The sequence below is a fragment of the Paenibacillus caseinilyticus genome, from assembly GCF_027533645.1.
GTDB classification, from domain to species: Bacteria; Bacillota; Bacilli; order Paenibacillales; family NBRC-103111; genus Paenibacillus_G; species Paenibacillus_G caseinilyticus.
The window spans coordinates 16,871-37,583 of the sequence record NZ_JAQAGY010000034.1 but is presented as its reverse complement, the minus strand read 5'-3'; the positions used below and the strand labels follow the sequence as shown (position 1 = coordinate 37,583).

At 48.7% G+C, this 20,713-nt stretch carries 25 protein-coding genes; all 25 read left to right on the top strand.

All coding sequences use genetic code 11. The annotated features are described in order from the left end of the window. The first annotated feature begins 222 nt into the window (after positions 1–222). The 25 genes from rpoB (at position 223) to rplR (ending at position 20,686) form a co-directional block, all read left to right on the top strand. Positions 223–3,777, top strand: a complete 3,555-nt coding sequence (gene rpoB, locus O9H32_RS30630) for a DNA-directed RNA polymerase subunit beta (RefSeq protein WP_269869907.1) — start codon at positions 223–225, stop codon at positions 3,775–3,777. Positions 3,778–3,895: 118 nt separating this feature from the next. Continuing rightward, complete coding sequence (rpoC, locus tag O9H32_RS30625) at positions 3,896–7,516, top strand: DNA-directed RNA polymerase subunit beta' (RefSeq protein WP_269869885.1); 3,621 nt, start codon at positions 3,896–3,898, stop codon at positions 7,514–7,516. Positions 7,517–7,668: 152 nt separating this feature from the next. Next, the gene (locus tag O9H32_RS30620) at positions 7,669–7,920 is read left to right on the top strand and encodes a ribosomal L7Ae/L30e/S12e/Gadd45 family protein (protein WP_269869884.1); all 252 of its coding nucleotides are present in this window, start codon (positions 7,669–7,671) and stop codon (positions 7,918–7,920) included. A gap of 118 nt (positions 7,921–8,038) precedes the next feature. Next, a complete protein-coding gene (rpsL, locus tag O9H32_RS30615; RefSeq protein ID WP_269869883.1) occupies positions 8,039–8,458 on the top strand; it encodes a 30S ribosomal protein S12 in 420 nt (139 codons plus the stop codon). A gap of 41 nt (positions 8,459–8,499) precedes the next feature. Further along, positions 8,500–8,970, top strand: coding sequence for a 30S ribosomal protein S7 (rpsG, locus tag O9H32_RS30610; RefSeq protein WP_269869882.1), 471 nt, complete (start codon positions 8,500–8,502; stop codon positions 8,968–8,970). Between the two features lie 42 nt (positions 8,971–9,012). Next, positions 9,013–11,088: an elongation factor G gene (gene fusA / locus O9H32_RS30605; protein ID WP_269869881.1), complete on the top strand. Its 2,076-nt coding sequence runs from the start codon at positions 9,013–9,015 to the stop codon at positions 11,086–11,088. A gap of 34 nt (positions 11,089–11,122) precedes the next feature. Beyond that, on the top strand, positions 11,123–12,313 hold the full coding sequence (tuf, locus tag O9H32_RS30600) for an elongation factor Tu (protein ID WP_269869880.1): 1,191 nt from the start codon (positions 11,123–11,125) through the stop codon (positions 12,311–12,313). Positions 12,314–12,555: 242 nt separating this feature from the next. After that, positions 12,556–12,864: a 30S ribosomal protein S10 gene (gene rpsJ, locus O9H32_RS30595; protein ID WP_013921163.1), complete on the top strand. Its 309-nt coding sequence runs from the start codon at positions 12,556–12,558 to the stop codon at positions 12,862–12,864. A 44-nt stretch (positions 12,865–12,908) separates the two neighbouring features. Continuing rightward, positions 12,909–13,535, top strand: coding sequence for a 50S ribosomal protein L3 (gene rplC, locus O9H32_RS30590; RefSeq protein ID WP_269869879.1), 627 nt, complete (start codon positions 12,909–12,911; stop codon positions 13,533–13,535). A 24-nt stretch (positions 13,536–13,559) separates the two neighbouring features. Then, on the top strand, positions 13,560–14,183 hold the full coding sequence (gene rplD / locus O9H32_RS30585; RefSeq protein WP_269869878.1) for a 50S ribosomal protein L4: 624 nt from the start codon (positions 13,560–13,562) through the stop codon (positions 14,181–14,183). Continuing rightward, the gene (gene rplW / locus O9H32_RS30580; protein ID WP_269869877.1) at positions 14,183–14,473 is read left to right on the top strand and encodes a 50S ribosomal protein L23; all 291 of its coding nucleotides are present in this window, start codon (positions 14,183–14,185) and stop codon (positions 14,471–14,473) included. The genes rplD and rplW overlap by 1 nt, the downstream gene beginning before the upstream one ends. Positions 14,474–14,503: 30 nt before the next feature. Next, entirely contained in the window at positions 14,504–15,334 is an 831-nt protein-coding gene (gene rplB, locus O9H32_RS30575) for a 50S ribosomal protein L2 (RefSeq protein WP_269869876.1), read from the top strand. 39 nt (positions 15,335–15,373) lie between these two features. After that, on the top strand, positions 15,374–15,655 hold the full coding sequence (rpsS, locus tag O9H32_RS30570; RefSeq protein ID WP_269869875.1) for a 30S ribosomal protein S19: 282 nt from the start codon (positions 15,374–15,376) through the stop codon (positions 15,653–15,655). A 50-nt stretch (positions 15,656–15,705) separates the two neighbouring features. Next, entirely contained in the window at positions 15,706–16,041 is a 336-nt protein-coding gene (rplV, locus tag O9H32_RS30565; RefSeq protein WP_269869874.1) for a 50S ribosomal protein L22, read from the top strand. A gap of 13 nt (positions 16,042–16,054) precedes the next feature. Next, complete coding sequence (gene rpsC, locus O9H32_RS30560) at positions 16,055–16,720, top strand: 30S ribosomal protein S3 (RefSeq protein ID WP_269869873.1); 666 nt, start codon at positions 16,055–16,057, stop codon at positions 16,718–16,720. 2 nt (positions 16,721–16,722) lie between these two features. Next, positions 16,723–17,157, top strand: coding sequence for a 50S ribosomal protein L16 (gene rplP / locus O9H32_RS30555; protein ID WP_269869872.1), 435 nt, complete (start codon positions 16,723–16,725; stop codon positions 17,155–17,157). Continuing rightward, the gene (gene rpmC / locus O9H32_RS30550) at positions 17,147–17,347 is read left to right on the top strand and encodes a 50S ribosomal protein L29 (RefSeq protein ID WP_013921153.1); all 201 of its coding nucleotides are present in this window, start codon (positions 17,147–17,149) and stop codon (positions 17,345–17,347) included. The genes rplP and rpmC overlap by 11 nt, the downstream gene beginning before the upstream one ends. 23 nt (positions 17,348–17,370) lie before the next feature. Beyond that, positions 17,371–17,634 (top strand): 30S ribosomal protein S17, encoded by a 264-nt coding sequence (rpsQ, locus tag O9H32_RS30545; protein WP_269869871.1) that lies wholly within the window; start codon positions 17,371–17,373, stop codon positions 17,632–17,634. Between the two features lie 41 nt (positions 17,635–17,675). Continuing rightward, complete coding sequence (rplN, locus tag O9H32_RS30540) at positions 17,676–18,044, top strand: 50S ribosomal protein L14 (protein ID WP_013921151.1); 369 nt, start codon at positions 17,676–17,678, stop codon at positions 18,042–18,044. Positions 18,045–18,083: 39 nt separating this feature from the next. Further along, positions 18,084–18,437: a 50S ribosomal protein L24 gene (gene rplX / locus O9H32_RS30535; protein WP_269869870.1), complete on the top strand. Its 354-nt coding sequence runs from the start codon at positions 18,084–18,086 to the stop codon at positions 18,435–18,437. 32 nt (positions 18,438–18,469) lie between these two features. After that, the gene (gene rplE, locus O9H32_RS30530; protein WP_269869869.1) at positions 18,470–19,012 is read left to right on the top strand and encodes a 50S ribosomal protein L5; all 543 of its coding nucleotides are present in this window, start codon (positions 18,470–18,472) and stop codon (positions 19,010–19,012) included. Between the two features lie 50 nt (positions 19,013–19,062). Then, positions 19,063–19,248, top strand: a complete 186-nt coding sequence (locus O9H32_RS30525; protein ID WP_010498863.1) for a type Z 30S ribosomal protein S14 — start codon at positions 19,063–19,065, stop codon at positions 19,246–19,248. Between the two features lie 33 nt (positions 19,249–19,281). Then, positions 19,282–19,680, top strand: a complete 399-nt coding sequence (gene rpsH / locus O9H32_RS30520) for a 30S ribosomal protein S8 (protein WP_269869868.1) — start codon at positions 19,282–19,284, stop codon at positions 19,678–19,680. 30 nt (positions 19,681–19,710) lie between these two features. Further along, on the top strand, positions 19,711–20,253 hold the full coding sequence (rplF, locus tag O9H32_RS30515) for a 50S ribosomal protein L6 (RefSeq protein ID WP_269869867.1): 543 nt from the start codon (positions 19,711–19,713) through the stop codon (positions 20,251–20,253). 64 nt (positions 20,254–20,317) lie between these two features. Further along, positions 20,318–20,686 carry a 50S ribosomal protein L18 gene (gene rplR / locus O9H32_RS30510; RefSeq protein WP_269869866.1) on the top strand — a complete coding sequence of 123 codons (369 nt, stop codon included), beginning with the start codon at positions 20,318–20,320 and terminating at the stop codon, positions 20,684–20,686. The last annotated feature ends 27 nt before the right edge of the window (positions 20,687–20,713 follow it).

Genomic DNA, 20,713 nt, shown 5'->3' with positions numbered 1-20,713 from the left:
AAGTTTTTTTCGTGCTCGGGTGAATAAAATTTGGGCTTTCAACGTATAATGTCTAAATTTTAAGTAAAACCTACAAAGTATGAAGAAAATAATGGTAAGATTAAAGGATAGTCTCCCATCGCATGTACGTAACTAGAAGCTTCCTAAAGAAGTGACTCTTCGCGCAGTATTTACTCGAGAAGGCTTCCCTAAGAGGCTTTTATTTTGTTCCATTGAGTAGACATAAGGGGTGAATCTAAGTTGGCGGGTCATCTGATTCAATTAGGTCGACGTAAACGCAGGTCATACGCTCGGATTAATGAGGTTCTGGAAGTGCCGAACCTGATTGAAATCCAACAAAAATCATACCAGTGGTTTTTGGATGAGGGATTGCGTGAAATGTTTCAGGATATTTCCCCGATACAGGACTTTACGGGGAATTTGGTGTTGGAATTTATCGATTACAGCTTGGGAGAGCCTAAGTACTCCGTCGATGAGTCCAAGGAACGCGACGTCACCTTTGCTGCACCGCTTCGTGTGAAAGTGCGTTTGATCAATAAGGAAACCGGTGAGGTTAAAGAGCAGGAAGTCTTCATGGGTGATTTCCCTCTGATGACGGAAACGGGTACCTTTATTATCAACGGAGCTGAACGGGTTATCGTCAGCCAGCTGGTTCGTTCCCCTAGCGTCTATTTTAGCACGAAAATAGATAAGAACGGTAAGAAAACTTACACTGCTACGGTGATCCCGAATCGCGGTGCTTGGCTGGAACTTGAAACCGACGCAAAGGACATTATCTACGTCCGGATCGACCGTACGCGGAAGATTCCGGTTACTGTCCTGCTTCGTGCGCTTGGATTTGGAACGGATGCCGAGATTATCGATCTGCTTGGGGACGACGAGTATATCCGTAACACGCTGGATAAGGACAACACAGACTCGACGGACAAGGCCTTGATTGAAATCTACGAGCGCCTTCGTCCAGGCGAACCACCGACGCTTGATAACGCTAGGAGTTTGCTGGTAGCCCGGTTCTTCGATCCGAAGCGTTATGACCTGGCTAACGTTGGACGCTACAAGATTAACAAAAAACTTCACATAAAGAACCGTCTCTTCAACCAGCGTCTCGCAGAGACATTGGCTGATCCGGAAACGGGCGAAATTATCGCCGAAGCCGGACAATTGATCGACCGTCGCCTGCTCGACACCATCCTCCCATATCTGGAGAACAATGTTGGGTTCAAGGAATGGACTGTGGCCAGCGGCATTGCGGATATGGACAAAATCCCGATGCAGTGCGTGCATGTCTACTCCCCGATTGAGGACGGGAAGGTCGTCAAGGTTATTGCTAACGGTAAGATCGACAAAACCGTCAAGAATATCACCCCGGCAGATATTATCTCGTCCATTAACTACTTCATCGATCTCCTTCATGGAATCGGTAGTACGGACGATATCGACCACCTGGGCAACCGTCGTCTGCGGTCTGTAGGCGAATTGCTGCAGAACCAGTTCCGGATCGGTCTTTCCCGGATGGAGCGTGTAGTTCGCGAACGGATGTCCATCCAAGATGTGAACACCATCACACCTCAGCAGCTCATTAACATTCGTCCTGTCATTGCGTCCATCAAGGAATTCTTCGGAAGCTCCCAATTATCGCAGTTTATGGACCAGACGAATCCGCTGGCTGAGCTTACGCATAAGCGTCGTCTCTCTGCTCTCGGGCCGGGCGGTCTGACGCGGGAGCGCGCGGGCTTCGAAGTTCGTGACGTCCATCACTCCCACTATGGGCGGATGTGTCCGATCGAAACCCCGGAGGGTCCGAACATCGGTCTGATCAACTCCTTGTCGACCTTTGCCCGTGTCAATGAGTTCGGATTTATCGAAGCGCCTTATCGTAGGGTTGATCCGCATACCGGTGTGGTGACGGATAATATCTCATATCTGACGGCGGATGAGGAAGATAACTACGTCGTGGCGCAAGCCAATGCCAAACTCGATGAAGAAGGTAAATTCGCCGAGGATATCGTTATCGTCCGTTATAAAGATGATAACTTGATGCTGGCCAAAGAACGTGTCGACTACATGGACGTATCTCCAAAACAGGTCGTCTCTGTAGCTACCGCGCTCATTCCGTTCCTCGAGAACGATGACTCGAACCGTGCGCTTATGGGTTCGAACATGCAGCGTCAAGCCGTACCGCTGCTCATACCGAAGTCACCGCTTGTCGGGACAGGGATGGAGCACAAGTCGGCCAAGGACTCCGGGGTATGTATCGTCTCCAAAGTGAACGGCGTGGTAGAACGTGTATCGGCCAATGAAATTTGGGTGCGCCGGCAGGAGATGGTGGATGGACGTCTGGTTAACGGCGACATCATCAAGCATAAGCTTCACAAGTTCCTTCGTTCCAACCAAGGTACTTGCATCAATCAGCGTCCTATCTGTCACAAAGGCGAACAGGTTCGCGCGGGCGATATTCTCGCAGACGGCCCTTCAACCGAGATGGGCGAACTTGCTCTCGGCCGTAACGTGGTCGTAGCCTTTATGACTTGGGAAGGGTACAACTATGAAGATGCCATCCTGCTGAGCGAGAAACTTGTGAAGGAGGATGTCTACACTTCGATCCATATCGAGGAGTACGAATCCGAAGCGCGTGACACGAAGCTCGGTCCTGAAGAAATTACGCGCGACATTCCGAACGTCGGTGAAGATGCGCTGAAGAATTTGGACGAGCGCGGGATTATCCGTGTGGGTGCCGAGATTGCAGCGGGCGATATTCTGGTCGGTAAGGTTACACCTAAGGGCGTAACGGAACTGACGGCCGAAGAGCGTTTGCTCCATGCTATCTTCGGTGAGAAGGCTCGTGAAGTTCGTGATACTTCCCTGCGGGTACCTCACGGTACTGACGGCATCGTGGTTGATGTGAAGGTATTTACCCGTGAGAACGGTGACGAGCTGCCTCCTGGTGTAAACCAACTCGTACGCGTTTATATCGCACAGAAGCGTAAGATTTCTGAAGGCGATAAAATGGCCGGACGTCATGGGAACAAAGGGGTTATTGCCCGGATTCTTCCGGAAGAGGACATGCCATTCCTGCCGGACGGCACACCGGTACAAGTTGTATTGAACCCGCTGGGCGTTCCTTCGCGGATGAACATCGGACAGGTGCTGGAGGTTCACTTAGGGATGGCTGCCAAGTATCTGGGTATTCATACCGCCACACCGGTATTTGACGGCGCACGTGAGTACGATGTCTTCGATACGATGGAAGAAGCCGGTATGCAGCGTAATGGTAAAACCCTTCTTTTCGACGGTCGTACGGGGGATGCATTCGAACGTGAAGTAACGGTAGGCGTCATGTACATGATCAAACTGGCGCACATGGTCGATGATAAAATCCATGCCCGCTCCACGGGTCCTTACTCACTTGTTACACAACAGCCGCTCGGTGGTAAAGCGCAGTTCGGCGGTCAGCGTTTCGGGGAGATGGAAGTATGGGCACTTGAGGCTTATGGAGCCGCTTATACGCTTCAGGAGATCCTGACTGTAAAATCCGATGACGTGGTCGGCCGTGTAAAAACGTATGAGTCCATCGTCAAAGGCGAGAACGTACCGGAGCCGGGCGTACCGGAGTCCTTCAAAGTATTGATTAAAGAGCTTCAAAGCTTGGGTATGGATGTCAAGATCTTGTCCGAGAACGAAGAAGAGATCGAAATGAAGGAAATGGACGACGACGATGAGGTCACAAGCGACAAACTGAACCTCAATCTGGAAGGCACCGAGATGGGTGTTGAGTAACACCCATCGGTCACAATGACGTAATGCAATGGTGTAAGCCGCACAATAGACAGCACATGGTTACAACGGATGCTTCCGATGTAGTTTTGTTGCACAAAACTTGGAGGAGGGTTGCTCCTTGATCGACGTCAACAATTTTGAGTACATGAAAATCGGTTTGGCATCTCCGGATAAGATCCGTTCGTGGTCCCGAGGTGAAGTCAAGAAGCCGGAGACGATTAACTATAGAACACTGAAGCCTGAAAAAGAGGGACTGTTCTGTGAGAAAATCTTCGGACCTACGAAGGACTGGGAATGTCACTGCGGTAAGTACAAGCGTGTACGTTACAAGGGTGTCGTGTGTGACCGCTGCGGCGTTGAAGTAACCCGTCAAAAAGTACGCCGGGAGCGTATGGGCCATATTGAGCTTGCCGCGCCGGTCTCTCATATCTGGTACTTCAAGGGCATTCCAAGCCGTATGGGTCTGGCTCTGGATATGTCCCCACGTTCGCTTGAAGAGATCATTTATTTTGCCTCCTATGTCGTTACGGATCCAGGAGATACGCCTCTCGAGAAAAAACAGCTTCTCTCGGAGAAGGAATACCGCAGTTATCGCGAGAAGTATGGATATGCCTTCCAAGCGGGCATGGGTGCCGAAGCCGTCAAGAAACTTCTGCAGGATATCGACATTGAGAAAGAAGTCGAGATGTTGAAGGAAGAACTAAAGACAGCACAAGGCCAGCGCCGCAACCGGGCAATTAAACGTCTGGAAGTTATGGAAGCATTCCGGAACTCGAAGAATATGCCTGAATGGATGGTCCTTGATGTACTCCCGGTTATTCCGCCGGAATTGCGTCCTATGGTACAGCTTGATGGCGGCCGTTTTGCGACGTCCGACCTTAACGACCTATACCGCCGGGTAATCAACCGGAACAACCGTCTGAAGCGGCTTCTGGACCTCGGAGCTCCGGACATCATCGTACAGAACGAGAAGCGGATGCTTCAGGAAGCTGTGGATGCATTGATCGATAATGGTCGTCGCGGACGTCCTGTAACGGGTCCGGGTAACCGTCCTCTCAAATCGCTCAGCCACATGCTGAAAGGTAAGCAGGGACGTTTCCGTCAGAACCTTCTCGGTAAGCGTGTAGACTACTCCGGCCGTTCGGTTATCGTAGTAGGACCTAGCCTGAGAATGTATCAGTGCGGTCTCCCGAAAGAGATGGCGCTGGAACTCTTCAAGCCATTCGTTATGAAAGAACTCGTGAATAAGGGCCTCGCCCACAACATAAAGAGCGCAAAGCGCAAGGTAGAGAGAGTCTCTCCTGAGGTTTGGGATGTGCTTGAAGAAGTCATTAAGGAGCATCCGGTCCTCTTGAACCGTGCCCCTACGCTTCACCGTCTCGGTATTCAAGCATTTGAGCCGATTCTTGTTGAAGGTCGTGCCATCAAGCTGCATCCGCTCGTATGTACAGCTTATAATGCCGACTTTGACGGTGACCAGATGGCTGTGCACGTACCTTTGTCTGCAGAAGCTCAAGCCGAAGCACGGTTGCTTATGCTTGCTGCAGGCAACATTTTGAACCCGAAGGACGGCAAGCCTGTTGTTACTCCTTCGCAGGATATGGTACTCGGAAGTTTCTACTTGACGACCGAGAACAAGGAAGCCAAAGGTTCGGGCACGATTCTTCGTACCGTTGCCGAGGCCGTGTCGTTGTATCACCGCGGAGATGCTTCGCTTCACGCCCGTGTCGCCATACCGGCTAAGGCGCTTGGCAAAGAGAGCTTTACTCCTGAACAGCAGGAAGCTATGCTGATCACAACGGTGGGCAAGATCATCTTCAACGAAATTTATCCGAAGGATTTCCCATACATCAATGAGGCGACGAAAGCCAACCTCTTGAACGGTGCATCGGATAAGTACTTCCTGTTCGGCAAAGGCCAGGATATCCGTAAAGCCATGGAAGAACTGCCGGAAACCAAAGCCGTGGGTAAGGATTACCTGGGTACGATTATTGCGGAATGCTTCCGGAAATACCACACAACTCAAACCTCCATTATTCTTGATGATATCAAGCAGCTTGGCTTTACGTATTCCACGCGTGCTGGAATCACGATAGCCGTTGCGGACGTTACAGTTCCGCTGGAGAAGCAGCAGATCATGAAGGAGTCCGATGAGAAGGTCAGTGTGGTAACCAACCAATATCGCCGTGGTCTGATCACTGACGACGAGCGTTACGACCGTGTTATTGCTATTTGGAGCAAAGCGAAGGATGAACTGACGGATATCCTGATGAAGTCCCTCGACAAGTATAACTCCATCAACATGATGGTAGAATCCAAAGCACGGGGTAACAAGTCCCAGATCACACAACTCGGCGGTATGCGGGGGCTGATGGCCAACCCATCCGGTAAGATCATCGAGCTCCCGATCAAATCGAACTTCCGTGAAGGTCTGACGGTACTCGAGTACTTTATCTCGACACACGGTGCCCGTAAAGGCCTCGCCGATACAGCTCTCCGGACAGCCGACTCCGGTTACTTGACACGTCGTCTGGTAGACGTAGCACAGGACGTAATTGTGCGGGATGAAGATTGCGGTACGGATAAAGGTTTCTTGGTATCGCGTATTCAGGACGGAAAAGAGGTCATTGAAGACCTGTACGACCGTATTGAAGGCCGCTATTCTTACGAGACGATCCGTCATCCAAAAACAGGTGAGATCATTGTGAATCGCAATGAGCTTATTGACTCGTCTGTTGCGGATCAAATTATCGATGCGGATATCACGAAAATCCAGATCCGTTCAGTGCTTAGCTGCCGTTCCAAACATGGCGTATGCAAAAAGTGCTACGGCCGTAACTTGGCTACCGGTCAGTTCGTCGAAATCGGGGAAGCTGTCGGTATTATCGCGGCTCAATCGATTGGTGAGCCGGGAACCCAGCTTACGATGCGTACCTTCCATACCGGGGGCGTTGCGGGGGATGACATCACGCAAGGTTTGCCGCGTATTCAGGAATTGTTCGAGGCCCGGAATCCTAAGGGGCAAGCGATCATTACGGAGATTGATGGCGTAGTGAAAGAAATCCGCGAAGCCAAGGATCGCCGGGAAATCGAGGTTCAAGGCGAGGCGGAATCCAAATCGTACAACGTACCGTACGGTTCGCGTATTCGGGTTACCCTTGGACAGAATGTCGAAGCCGGGGATGAACTGACGGAAGGTTCGATCGACCCGAAAGAGATGCTGCGTATCAAAGGCATCCGGGGCGTTCAGAACTACATTTTGCAGGAAGTTCAGCGTGTATACCGTAACCAAGGTGTAGAAATCAACGATAAGCACGTAGAAGTAATGATTCGCCAAATGCTTCGTAAAATCCGTATCGTAGATGCGGGGAATACGACGCTGCTGCCAGGATCCTTCGTCGACATGCATGAATATGAGGAAGCCAATAAGGTTGCTCTGTTTGCAGGCGAAGAGCCGGCTGTGGCAAAGCCGGTGCTGCTCGGTATCACCAAGGCTTCTTTGGAGACTGATTCGTTCTTGTCCGCTGCATCCTTCCAAGAGACTACTCGTGTCTTGACCGATGCTGCCATCAAGGGCAAGGTAGACCAACTGCTGGGTCTCAAAGAGAATGTTATTATCGGGAAGCTGATCCCGGCCGGTACGGGTATGGCAAGATACCGCAATATTCGGATTACCGATCCGAATGCAGAGCCTTTGGACGAAGAAGTAACAGAAGCTGAAGCAGTCACTGTAGATTAATAGGATGGTAAGGCTTGCCTTTGCTGGGAATCATGAATTCTTTAGTAAAGGCAAGCAATCCTTTCTTGACAGCGAATGGGCGAAGTGATAATATATCCAAGTGTGCCAATTGTCATGGGTTTTAAGCTGTTCTGCTTTGGAGGATATGATACATGTCTTATGATAAAGTGAAGCAGGCTGCGAATCTATCGATAGGCAGCAAGCAAGCGACGAAGACCGTTGAACAAGGTAAAGCCTTGGAGGTTTTTGTTGCCAAAGATGCAGATCCGCGAATAACGATAAAAATAGTTAACCTTTGCAAGAAAATGGAGGTTAATGTAACATACGTGGAATCCATGAAGTTGTTAGGTAAAGCGTGTGGAATCGAAGTGGGCGCCGCTGTAGCGGCCGTAGTGAACAACTAATGTTTTTGTCTGAGAAGCTTGTTTTCAAAGGCAAAAACTTTTCATTTGTTCATTTACGATTCGCCTGGATCTGTGGGCTTGAAAATGATGAATCATTCCAATGAAGGAGGTGGCCAAAATGCCAACAATCAACCAACTCGTTCGTAAAGGACGGGAAGCTAAAGTTGTAAAATCCAAATCCCCGGCTCTTCAAAAAGGCTTTAATGCTTTGAGAAGAGAATCGACGGATATCAGCTCGCCACAAAAACGCGGTGTGTGTACTCGTGTAGGTACGATGACGCCGAAGAAGCCGAACTCCGCACTTCGTAAATATGCGCGTGTTCGTCTGACAAACCGTGTTGAAGTAACTGCTTATATTCCAGGGATCGGACACAACCTGCAAGAGCACAGCGTGGTGCTGATCCGTGGTGGTCGTGTAAAAGACCTTCCGGGTGTACGTTACCATATTGTGCGCGGCGCACTCGATACAGCAGGTGTGAACAATCGTAAACAAGCTCGTTCCAAGTACGGCGCTAAGCGTCCGAAAGTGAAGAAGTAATCTATTATCTTAGCATGATTTCATGAGAAAGGGGGATAACTATGCCTCGTAAAGGTCCAGTTACTCGCAGAGACGTATTGCCCGATCCGGTGTATAACAGCAAGTTGGTTACTCGCCTGGTTAACCGTATCATGTTTGATGGTAAAAAAGGGGTTGCGCAAGCCATTCTTTATAATGCCTTCAATCTGATTCAAGAACGTACCGGCAAAGAACCAATGGAAGTGTTCGAACAAGCAATTAAGAACATTATGCCGGTTCTCGAAGTCAAAGCTCGCCGTGTGGGGGGCGCGAACTACCAGGTTCCAATCGAAGTAAGACCAGACCGTCGTACTACATTGGGTCTGCGTTGGCTCGTCAACTACTCCCGTCTTCGTGGTGAGAAGACGATGGAAGAGAGACTTGCACAAGAGATTATCGATGCAAGCAACAACACTGGCGCTTCTGTGAAGAAGCGTGAAGATACGCACAAAATGGCTGAAGCCAACAAAGCGTTCGCGCACTATCGTTGGTAGAATACTAATTCAAATTCCTATGTATAGGAAGGAGATTCCCTGATGGCAAGAGAGTTTTCTCTGAAAGATACGCGCAATATCGGGATTATGGCGCATATCGATGCCGGTAAGACGACCACGACCGAGCGTATTCTGTTCTACACAGGCCGAGTGCACAAAATCGGTGAAGTTCACGAAGGTGCAGCTACGATGGACTGGATGGAGCAGGAGCAAGAGCGCGGAATCACGATTACATCCGCTGCTACGACTGCTCAGTGGAAAGGGCACCGCATCAATATTATCGACACCCCGGGCCACGTTGACTTCACAGTAGAAGTTGAACGTTCCCTGCGCGTATTGGACGGAGCCGTTGGCGTGTTCAGTGCGAAGGAAGGTGTCGAGCCTCAATCCGAGACCGTTTGGAGACAAGCTGACCGTTATACTGTTCCACGTATTGCCTACGTCAATAAAATGGACATTATCGGTGCGGACTTCCTTCAAGTAATCGAATCGATGCGTCAGAAGCTGGGGGCCAATGCAGTTGCTATCCAACTGCCGATCGGCGCTGAGAATGACTTCGTGGGCGTAATCGATCTGGTTGAGCGCAAAGCATACGTATATCAGGATGACCTCGGTAAAGATCCTATCGAATCCGAAGTGCCTGCTGAGTACAAAGATAAAGTGGAAGAGCTTCGTCTTGAACTCGTCGAGAAGGTTGCAGAACTGGACGAGGAGCTCATGATGAAGTATTTGGAAGGCGAAGAGCTGACCATCGAGGAAATTAAGGGCGCACTGCGTCAAGGCGTGGTCGACGTTAAGATCTTCCCGGTCATTTGTGGATCTTCCTACCGCAATAAAGGCGTTCAAATGATGCTGGATGCGGTAATTGATTATCTTCCAGCTCCAATCGATGTACCAGATATTAAAGGTACACTCGAAGATGGTACGGAAGTTATCCGTAGATCTTCCGATGATGAGCCGTTCTCTGCGCTCGCATTCAAGATCATGACGGATCCGTTTGTTGGTAAGCTGACATTCTTCCGCGTATACTCCGGTCTTCTGAATTCCGGATCTTACGTATTGAATGCAACCAAAGGCAAGCGCGAAAGAATCGGCCGTATTCTTCAGATGCACGCTAACAGCCGCCAAGAAATCAGCATTGTCTACTCCGGTGACATTGCAGCTGCTGTCGGTCTGAAAGATACCGTAACCGGTGACACGCTTTGTGATGAGAAAAACCCTGTAGTACTTGAGTCGATGAACTTCCCTGAGCCGGTTATTCAGCTTGCTGTAGAACCGAAAACGAAAGCGGACCAAGATAAAATGGGTGTCGCTTTGTCGAAGCTCTCCGAAGAAGATCCGACGTTCCGTGCTCACACGGACGAAGAAACAGGCCAAACGATCATCTCCGGTATGGGTGAGCTTCACTTGGAGATCATCGTTGACCGTATGCTTCGCGAGTTCAAGGTTGAAACGAACGTAGGTAAGCCGCAAGTTGCATATCGCGAAACGTTCAAACAAGCAGCAAAGGTCGAAGGCAAGTTCGTTCGCCAATCCGGTGGACGCGGTCAATACGGCCATTGTTGGGTGGAGTTCCAGCCGCTTGAGCCAGGAACTGGCTTCCAGTTCGAAAGCAAGGTTGTGGGTGGATCGATTCCTAGAGAATTTATCGCTCCAATTCAAGCGGGTATTGAAGAATCCATGAAGAACGGCGTATACGCAGGTTTCCCACTTGTGGATATCAAAGCTACTGTTGTCGATGGTTCTTATCATGATGTGGACTCCAGTGAAATGGCGTTCAAAATTGCAGGATCCATGGCTCTTAAAGCAGCAGCTGAGAAGTGCCGTCCGGTTCTTCTTGAGCCGATCATGAAAGTAGAAGTAACTGTACCTGAAGAGTACATGGGCGATGTTATGGGTGACCTTAACTCCCGCCGTGGACGCATTGAAGGTATGGATGCTCGCTTCGGAGCGCAAATTATCCGGGCGAAAGTGCCTCTTTCCGAAATGTTCGGTTACTCCACGACTCTGCGTTCGCGTACACAAGGCCGCGGCGTTTATTCGATGGAAATCTCCCATTATGAAGAAGTACCTAAGTCCATTGCTGACGAAATCGTCGCAAAGAACAAAGGTGCCTAAATATAAATTAGCTACTTAAGGAGGCTTTCTTTCCATGGCAAAAGCGAAATTTGAACGTAATAAGCCGCACGTTAACATTGGTACTATCGGTCACGTCGACCATGGTAAAACAACTCTGACTGCAGCAATCACTACGGTACTTTCGAAAAAATACGGCGGTGCCGCTGTAGCTTTCGATCAAATCGATAAAGCACCAGAAGAGCGCGAGCGCGGGATCACTATCTCCACAGCTCACGTTGAATACGAAACACCTAACCGTCACTATGCACACGTAGACTGCCCAGGCCACGCCGACTATGTTAAAAACATGATCACAGGTGCAGCACAAATGGACGGCGCAATCCTCGTTGTATCCGCAGCTGACGGTCCTATGCCACAAACTCGTGAGCACATTCTGCTCTCCCGTCAAGTAGGCGTGCCATACATTGTTGTATTCCTGAACAAATGTGACATGGTTGAAGACGAAGAGCTCCTCGAGCTGGTTGAAATGGAAGTTCGCGACCTGCTGAACGAGTATGAGTTCCCAGGCGACGACACTCCAATTATCCGCGGCGCTGCTCGTGAAGCTCTGCAAAACCCAGATGGTCCTTGGGCTGATAAAATCATTGAGCTCTTCGAGCAAGTTGATTCTTACATCCCAACTCCAGAGCGCGACACAGACAAGCCTTTCCTTATGCCTGTCGAGGACGTGTTCACAATCACAGGCCGTGGTACAGTTGCTACAGGTCGTGTAGAGCGTGGCGTAATCAAAGTCGGCGACGAGATCGAGATTATCGGTCTGGCTGAAGAAACTCGTAAATCCATTGTTACAGGCGTTGAGATGTTCCGTAAGCTTCTGGATTCCGCTCAAGCCGGCGACAACATCGGCGCACTGCTTCGTGGTGTAGACCGTAAGGATATCGAGCGTGGACAAGTTCTGGCAAAGCCAGGTTCGGTTAAGCCGCACACGAACTTTTCCGCACAAATCTACGTTCTGACTAAAGAAGAGGGTGGCCGTCATAAGCCTTTCTTCACTGGTTACCGTCCACAGTTCTACTTCCGTACAACGGACGTAACAGGCATCATCAGCCTTCCTGAAGGTTCTGAGATGGTAATGCCAGGCGATAACATCACTGTAACGGTTGAGCTGATTGCCCCAATCGCAATCGAGGAAGGCACTCGCTTCGCTATCCGCGAAGGCGGCCGTACAGTTGGTGCAGGCGCAGTTGCTTCCATCAGCAAGTAATACCAGCTCTTACGAACCCTTCATTCTAATGAATGAAGGGTTTTTCTTTTTTTAGGCGGAATGATCATTTTTTACTTGCTTTTCTATTCAGGATTTAATATAATAGTGAACGTTGGTCTGTGACGTTGCGATGAAGTGAGAGGTTGCTGACACACCCGGCCCCTTTGCCATAGGGGGCGGCGTCAGGAGATTTTCACGGAGTATGTCCGATACTAAATTGGGCGATAGAAGGAGGGAATACTATGGCAAAGCAAAAGATTCGTATTCGTTTGAAGGCTTATGATCACAGAGTTCTGGATCAATCCGCTGAGAAAATTGTGGATACAGCCAAGCGTTCGGGTGCAGGGGTTTCTGGTCCGATTCCGCTTCCGACAGAGAAGCAAATCATTACGATTCTTCGTGCGGTACACAAGTACAAAGATTCGCGCGAGCAGTTCGAAATGCGTACACATAAGCGTTTGATCGATATCGTAAATCCAACGCCTCAAACGGTTGATGCGCTGATGCGTCTGGATCTGCCGTCTGGTGTGGACATCGAAATCAAACTGTAATATACACATTGTGAATAAAGCAAGAAAGAAAAGAGGTGTCAACGATGACTAAAGGTATCTTAGGTAAGAAACTGGGAATGACTCAAGTGTTTACTCCCGAAGGATTGGTTGTACCAGTAACGGTTGTTCAAGCGGGTCCTTGCACAGTGCTGCAAAAGAAAGACGCTGAGAACGACGGGTACGAGGCCATCCAAATCGGTTTTGCCGACAAGAAAGAAAAGAACGCAACGAAACCGGAGTTGGGCCATGCTAAGAAAGCTGGTGCAACACCTAAGCGCTACGTTAAAGAGATTCGCGGCGTTGAAATTTCCGGGTATGAAGTTGGCCAAGAAATCAAAGCTGACGTTTTCTCTGAAGGTGAATTCGTTGATGTAACTGGTACTTCTAAAGGTAAAGGATTCCAAGGTGTAATCAAGAGACATAACCAGTCGAGAGGTCCTATGGCTCACGGTTCCCGTTATCACCGCGGTCCAGGTTCGATGGGTTCGATCCAAGCTAACCGTGTACCGAAGGGCAAGAACCTTCCGGGTCATATGGGTGCTGAGACAGTTACGGTCCAAGGACTTCAAGTTGTTAAGATCGATGTAGAGCGTAACGTGCTTCTGATCAAAGGTTCCATTCCTGGTCCTAAGAACAGCTACGTTACTGTGAAATCTACAGTTAAAGCTTAGTAAAGAGGGAAAGGAGGATAACTCATGCCAAAAGTAGCGTTATATAATGTGAGCGGTGCTCAAGTGGGCGAAGTGGAACTGGCTGAAACGGTATTCGGTATCGAGCCGCATCTTCATGTCCTGAACGAAGCAGTTCTTATGCAGCGTGCATCTCTTCGGGCGGGTACGCATAAGACAAAAGGTCGTTCGGAAGTTCGTGGTGGCGGTCGTAAACCTTGGAAGCAAAAAGGAACGGGCCGTGCACGTCAAGGTTCCATTCGGTCCCCTCAATGGAAAGGCGGCGGTATTGTCTTCGGACCAACTCCGCGCAGCTACTCCTACAAATTGCCTAAGAAGGTTCGTCGTCTGGCAATTAAATCTGCGTTGTCTTCCAAGGTGAAGTCGAGCGAGATTATCGTTCTCGATCAACTGGCGCTGACAGCACCGAAAACGAAAGAATTTGCAGCAATCTTGAATAACCTTAAAGTGGATCGTAAAGCCTTGATCGTAACGGCCGCTTATGACGAGAACGTAGCACTCTCCGCACGAAACATTCCTGGCGTTAAGTTTGTAGTGGCCGAAGGAATTAATGTGCTTGATGTTATGGTCTATGATAAGCTGATCATTACGCAGGACGCGGTGCAAAAGGTACAGGAGGTGTTTGCGTAATGAAGAACCCTCGCGATATTATTAAGCGCCCAATCATTACCGAGCGTACCAGCGAAATGATGGCGGAAAAGAAATATGTGTTCGAAGTTGACATCCGTTCCAATAAGACGGAAGTAAAGCAAGCGATCGAACAGATTTTCAAAGTGAAGGTTTCGAATGTTAACACGCTCAGAATGCCAGCTAAGCCAAAGCGTTATGGCCGTTACTCCGGTTACACTTCCGAGTGGAAGAAAGCCATCGTAACCCTTAGTGCGGAGAGCAAAGAACTGGAATTCTTTGAAACGGTATAAGTAACTTTTTAAAGTAAGGAGGGAATCCACGTGCCAATTAAAAAGTACAAACCAACGTCACCTGCGAGACGTGCGATGTCGGTTTCGACATTTGAAGAAATCACAACATCCACTCCGGAGAAATCGCTTCTTGCTCCACTGAGCAAAAAAGCCGGACGTAACAATCAGGGTAAAATTACGGTTCGTCATCAAGGCGGCGGACACAAACGTAAATACCGGATTATTGACTTCAAGCGTAACAAAGATGGAATACCAGGTCGCGTTGCTACGATCGAATATGATCCGAACCGCTCTGCAAACATCGCGCTGATTCACTACGTGGACGGCGAAAAGCGCTACATTATCGCTCCAAAAGGCTTGAAGGTGGACGATCAGGTAGTGTCCGGCCCTACTGCTGACATTAAAGTCGGTAACGCACTTCCTATGGAAAACATCCCTGTGGGTACGGTTATCCATAACATTGAGTTGAAGCCAGGTAAAGGCGGACAATTGGTTCGTGCTGCTGGTACAGAAGCTCAATTGCTCGGTAAAGAAGAACAGTACGCTATCGTACGTCTTTCTTCCGGTGAAATGAGAAGAATCCTGAAAGTTTGCCGCGCTACCGTTGGTTCCGTTGGTAATGAGGATTACGAGCTCATCAAGATCGGTAAAGCTGGACGGTCGCGTTGGCTCGGACAGAGACCGGAAGTTCGCGGTTCCGTAATGAACCCTAACGATCACCCACACGGTGGTGGTGAAGGCCGTTCCCCAATCGGACGCAAATCCCCAATGTCTCCTTGGGGCAAGCCTACTCTCGGATACAAGACACGGAAGAAAAACAAAGCATCGAATCAGTACATCATTCGTCGTCGCACGAAGTAATAGGTTTCACGCTTTGCTTAAAGAAGGGAGGAACAACGCATGGGTCGCAGTTTGAAAAAGGGTCCTTTTATCGATGGTTACCTTTTGAAGAAAGTCGAAGATATGAACGAGGCTACGAAAAAGCAAGTTATCAAAACTTGGTCTCGCCGTTCCACTATCTTCCCGCAATTCATCGGACACACTTTCGCAGTTTATGATGGCAGAAAGCATGTACCGGTATATGTAACGGAAGATATGGTCGGACATAAGCTCGGTGAATTCGCTCCAACTCGTACTTATAAAGGTCACACGGACTCGGATAAGAAAACGGGCAAGCGTTAATTGTTTCGAACGGATATATATTGATTTCTTGATTGAGAGGAGGTACTTCCATGCAACAAGCTAAAGCTATTGCTAGATATGTTCGTATTGCTCCCCGTAAGGCACAACTCGTGGTTGATCTGATTCGCGGTAAGCAAGTAGGTGAAGCTATTGCCATCCTGCGTCATACTCCGAAATCCGCTTCTCCTATCGTAGAGAAGCTGCTGAACTCGGCTATCGCAAATGCAGAGCATAACTACTCCATGGACGTAAATAGCCTGGTCGTTTCTACTGCAACTGTAGATCAAGGCCCGACTTTGAAGAGATTCCGTCCTCGCGCTATGGGTCGTGCGAGCCGGATTAATAAACGTACCAGCCACATTACATTAGTGGTATCTGAGAAATAAGGAGGGACAACGTGTGGGGCAAAAAGTAAATCCGGTGGGACTTCGTATCGGTATTATCCGTGATTGGGAGTCCAAATGGTATGCCGGCAAAGATTTCGGCGATCTGCTGATGGAAGACGTTAAGATCCGCGAGTACTTGAAGCAAAAATTGAAAGAATCCGCCGTTTCCCGTATTGAAATCGAACGTGCGGCTAACCGCGTGAACGTTACAATTCACACTGCGAAGCCTGGTATGGTAATCGGCAAAGGCGGGTCTGAAGTGGAAGTTATCCGCGGCTACCTGTCCAAGCTGACGAACGGTAAGAAAGTCCATATCAACATCTCCGAAGTGAAGAACCCTGAAATGGATGCTATTCTTGTGGCTGAGAGCATTGCTCAGCAACTGGAGCGCCGTGTATCTTTCCGTCGTGCATTGAAACAATCGATCCAAAGAACGATTCGTTCCGGCGCAAAAGGAATCAAAACATCGGTTAGCGGTCGTCTGGGTGGAGCGGAAATCGCCAGAACGGAAGGCTACAGCGAAGGTACAGTTCCACTTCATACGCTTCGTGCAGACATCGATTATGGTACAGCTGAGGCTCATACCACTTATGGTCGAATCGGCGTAAAAGTATGGATCTACCGCGGCGAAGTTCTTCCACCGGCTAAGAAAAAGGCTGCTGCGGAAGGAGGCAACTAATCATGTTAGTTCCTAAACGTGTAAAACACCGTAAAGAGCACCGCGGCAATATGCGCGGTCGTGCAAAAGGTGGTTCTGAGGTTCATTTCGGTGAATTCGGTCTCCAGGCAATGGAGCCGGCTTGGGTAACCAACCGTCAAATCGAGGCTGCTCGTATTGCAATGACTCGTTATATCAAGCGTGGTGGTAAAGTTTGGATCAAGATTTTCCCGTCCAAGCCAATTACCCAAAAGCCGCTTGAAGTCCGGATGGGTAGCGGTAAAGGTAACGTAGAAAAATGGGTAGCTGTTGTTAAACCTGGTAAAGTTCTGTTTGAACTTGCTGGTGTTAGCGAAGAAATCGCCCGTGAAGCTATGCGTCTTGCCTCTCACAAGCTGCCAATCAAGACGAAGTTTGTGAAAAGAGAAGATGTAGGTGGTGAAGCAAATGAAGGCTAGTGAATTTCGCAACCTAACCACTGCTGAGATCGAACAAAAGATTGCCGGATTTAAAGAGCAGCTCTTTAACCTCCGTTTTCAACTGGCTACCGGTCAACTGGATAATCCCGTACAAATTCAGAAAGTCCGCAAAGAGATTGCCCGGGCAAAAACTGTTTTGCGTGAAAGAGAATTGGGAATCACTAGTTAATGAACGAGAGAGGAGGATCTCACATGGCTGAACGCAACGAGCGCAAGACGCAGCTGGGTAAAGTCGTAAGCGACAAAATGGACAAAACCATTGTTGTAGCTGTAGAAACTTACAAAAAACACGACCTTTACCACAAGCGTATTAAATATACGAAAAAATTTAAGGCACATGATGAGAACAACGAAGCTAAGATTGGTGACGTTGTGAAAATCATGGAAACACGCCCACTCTCCAAGGATAAAAACTGGAGACTGGTAGAAGTGGTTGAAAAAGCGGTTATCGTTTAATATACGGATCTGGAATCAACGCTGGAAGGAGGAAATACACAATGATTCAACCATTTACACGCTTGAACGTAGCTGATAACTCTGGTGCTAAGTCGCTCATGTGTATCCGAGTGTTGGGTGGTACAGGACGTCGTACGGCCAACATTGGTGACCTGATCGTTTGCTCCGTAAAAGAAGCAACACCAGGTGGCGTTGTCAAAAAAGGTGATGTAGTAAAGGCGGTTGTTGTCCGTACGAGACGTGGTGCTCGCCGGAAAGACGGTTCCTACATTACATTTGATGAGAATGCAGCTGTAATCGTGAAAGAAGATAAGAGCCCGCGCGGTACACGGATCTTTGGACCAGTTGCACGAGAACTTCGTGACAGAGACTTCATGAAGATCGTATCTCTTGCTCCGGAAGTTATCTAATATCAGTAGCGAACGTCTTGTTCAGGAGGTGGAACCACAATGCCAAAACAACCGAAAAAACTCGAGTCCCATAACAATAAATTGCACGTGAAAAAAGAGGATACGGTTATCGTTATCACCGGTAAGGATAAAGGGAAAAAAGGCCGCGTTATCGCTGCATTCCCTCGTGAAAACCGTGTGCTCGTAGAAGGCGTGAACATGATCAAGAAGCATGCGAAGCCTTCGCAGCAAAACCCACAAGGCGGCATCCTTAACCAGGAAGCTCCTATCCATGTATCCAACGTAATGTTGGTTGATCCTAAGAGCGGCCAAGCAACTCGCGTAGGTTACAAAGTGCTTGAGAATGGTAAGAAAGTCCGCGTCGCGAAAAAATCCGGCGAGGTTATCGATTAATCGTAAAGGTAAGAAAGGAGGTACTCAGATTCATGGCTGCAAGAATGAAAGAACGTTTCCTGAACGAAATCACTCCTGCCCTGATGCAGAAGTTTAGCTACACTACGGTTATGCAAGTTCCAAAGATCGAGAAAGTGGTTATCAACATGGGTGTTGGTGAGGCAGTTTCCAACTCCAAAGTTCTTGATACCGCAGTATCGGATCTGCAACTGATCGCAGGCCAAAAGCCTGTTATCACTAAAGCAAAGAAATCGATCGCTGGTTTCAAGCTTCGTGAGAATATGCCGATCGGTGTGAAAGTTACGCTCCGCGGCGAGCGTATGTATCATTTCCTCGACAAACTGTTTAATGTAGCCCTGCCTCGCGTACGTGACTTCCGTGGTGTTTCCACCAAGGCATTCGACGGTCGCGGTAACTATACACTCGGTTTGAAAGAGCAACTGATCTTCCCGGAAATCGAGTACGATAAAGTTGATAAAGCACGTGGTATGGATATTGTTATCGTAACTACAGCTAAGTCGGACGAAGAGTCTCGTGAATTGCTCGCGCAACTCGGCATGCCGTTTTCCAAATAAAAAGTAGAAACAGCAAGTTTCCTACGGGAACTTTGGAGGTGTAAACTGAAGTGGCAAAAACTTCGATGAAGATTAAGCAGCAGCGTCCTCCGAAATTCAAAGTGCAGGCATATACTCGCTGCGAGCGCTGCGGCCGTCCCCATTCCGTATTACGGAAATTTAAAATTTGCAGAATTTGTTTCCGCGAATTAGCATACAAAGGCCAGATTCCTGGCGTGAAAAAAGCAAGCTGGTAAAACTCATAGTTACGGGAAGGAGGTTTACAACACATGGTTATGTCCGATCCAATTGCAGATATGCTTACACGCATTCGTAATGCTAACGTTGTTCGTCATGAAACTGTGGAGATTCCAGCTTCGAAGGTTAAGCGTGAAATCGCTGAGATCCTCAAGAAGGAAGGCTTCATTCGTGACGCTGAATATATCGAAGACAGCAAGCAAGGCATTATCCGCTTGTTCCTGAAGTACGGTCCGAATCAGGAGCGTGTTATCACGGGTCTGAAAAGAATCAGCAAGCCAGGTCTTCGCGTTTACGCGAAAAGCCAAGAAGTACCTCGCGTACTCGGCGGCCTTGGAATCGCAATTCTGTCTACATCCAAAGGGGTTATAACAGATAAAGAAGCTCGTCAAACCAAAGCCGGCGGAGAAGTAATCTGCTACGTCTGGTAATACCGATTTAGAAAGAACGGAGGTGCAAACATGTCCCGTATTGGTCGCAAACCGATCACGATCCCAAGCGGAGTAAACGTGACTCTTGACAATACATTGATTACGGTTAAAGGCCCCAAAGGAACCCTGAGCCGCGAGCTTCACAAAGATATGAAGATCAGCGTTGAGGACAATGTCCTGACAGTAGAGCGCCCTTCAGATAACAAGCTGCATCGCTCCCTGCACGGTACAACACGTAGTGTTGTTCAAAACATGGTTAGTGGTGTAACAGATGGATTTGTAAAGAACCTTGAACTGGTTGGCGTAGGTTACCGTGCTAACAAGACTGGCGATAAGCTTGTCCTGAACGTTGGGTACTCTCACCCGGTTGAGATCACGCCTGAGAACGGCATCGAGTTCGAAGTTCCATCTAACACAAAGATCATCGTCAAAGGTATCGACAAAGAAGCCGTTGGCGCGATCGCTGCGAAGATCCGCTCCGTACGTGAGCCAGAGCCATACAAAGGCAAAGGTATCAAATACGAAGGCGAGAGAATTATTCGCAAAGAAGGTAAAGCTGGTAAGAAGAAGTAAGGTGGCATAGGCTTATAGCCTAGCTACAGTACTTCGGACCGAACTTGAAAGGAGTGAAACTCGAATGATTACTAAAGCGGACAAGAACAAAGCGCGTTTGAAAAGACATCTTCGCGTTCGTAAGAAAATTCAAGGAACGACGGAACGTCCTCGTTTGAACATCTTCCGTTCCTCTAAACATATGTACGCTCAACTGATTGACGATGTGAAGGGAGTAACTATCGCTTCCGCATCTACTCAGGACAAGGAACTGAAAGACGGAATCGGCAACGGCGGCAACGCTGAAGCTGCTACGAAAGTCGGAGCCCTGATCGCAGAGCGCGCTAAGCAAGCTGGCGTAGTACAAGTCGTATTCGACCGTGGTGGATACCTTTATCATGGACGCGTAAAGGCTCTGGCTGACGCTGCTCGTGAAGCAGGTCTGGAATTCTAATTCAAATTTACACATAAGGAGGTAAAG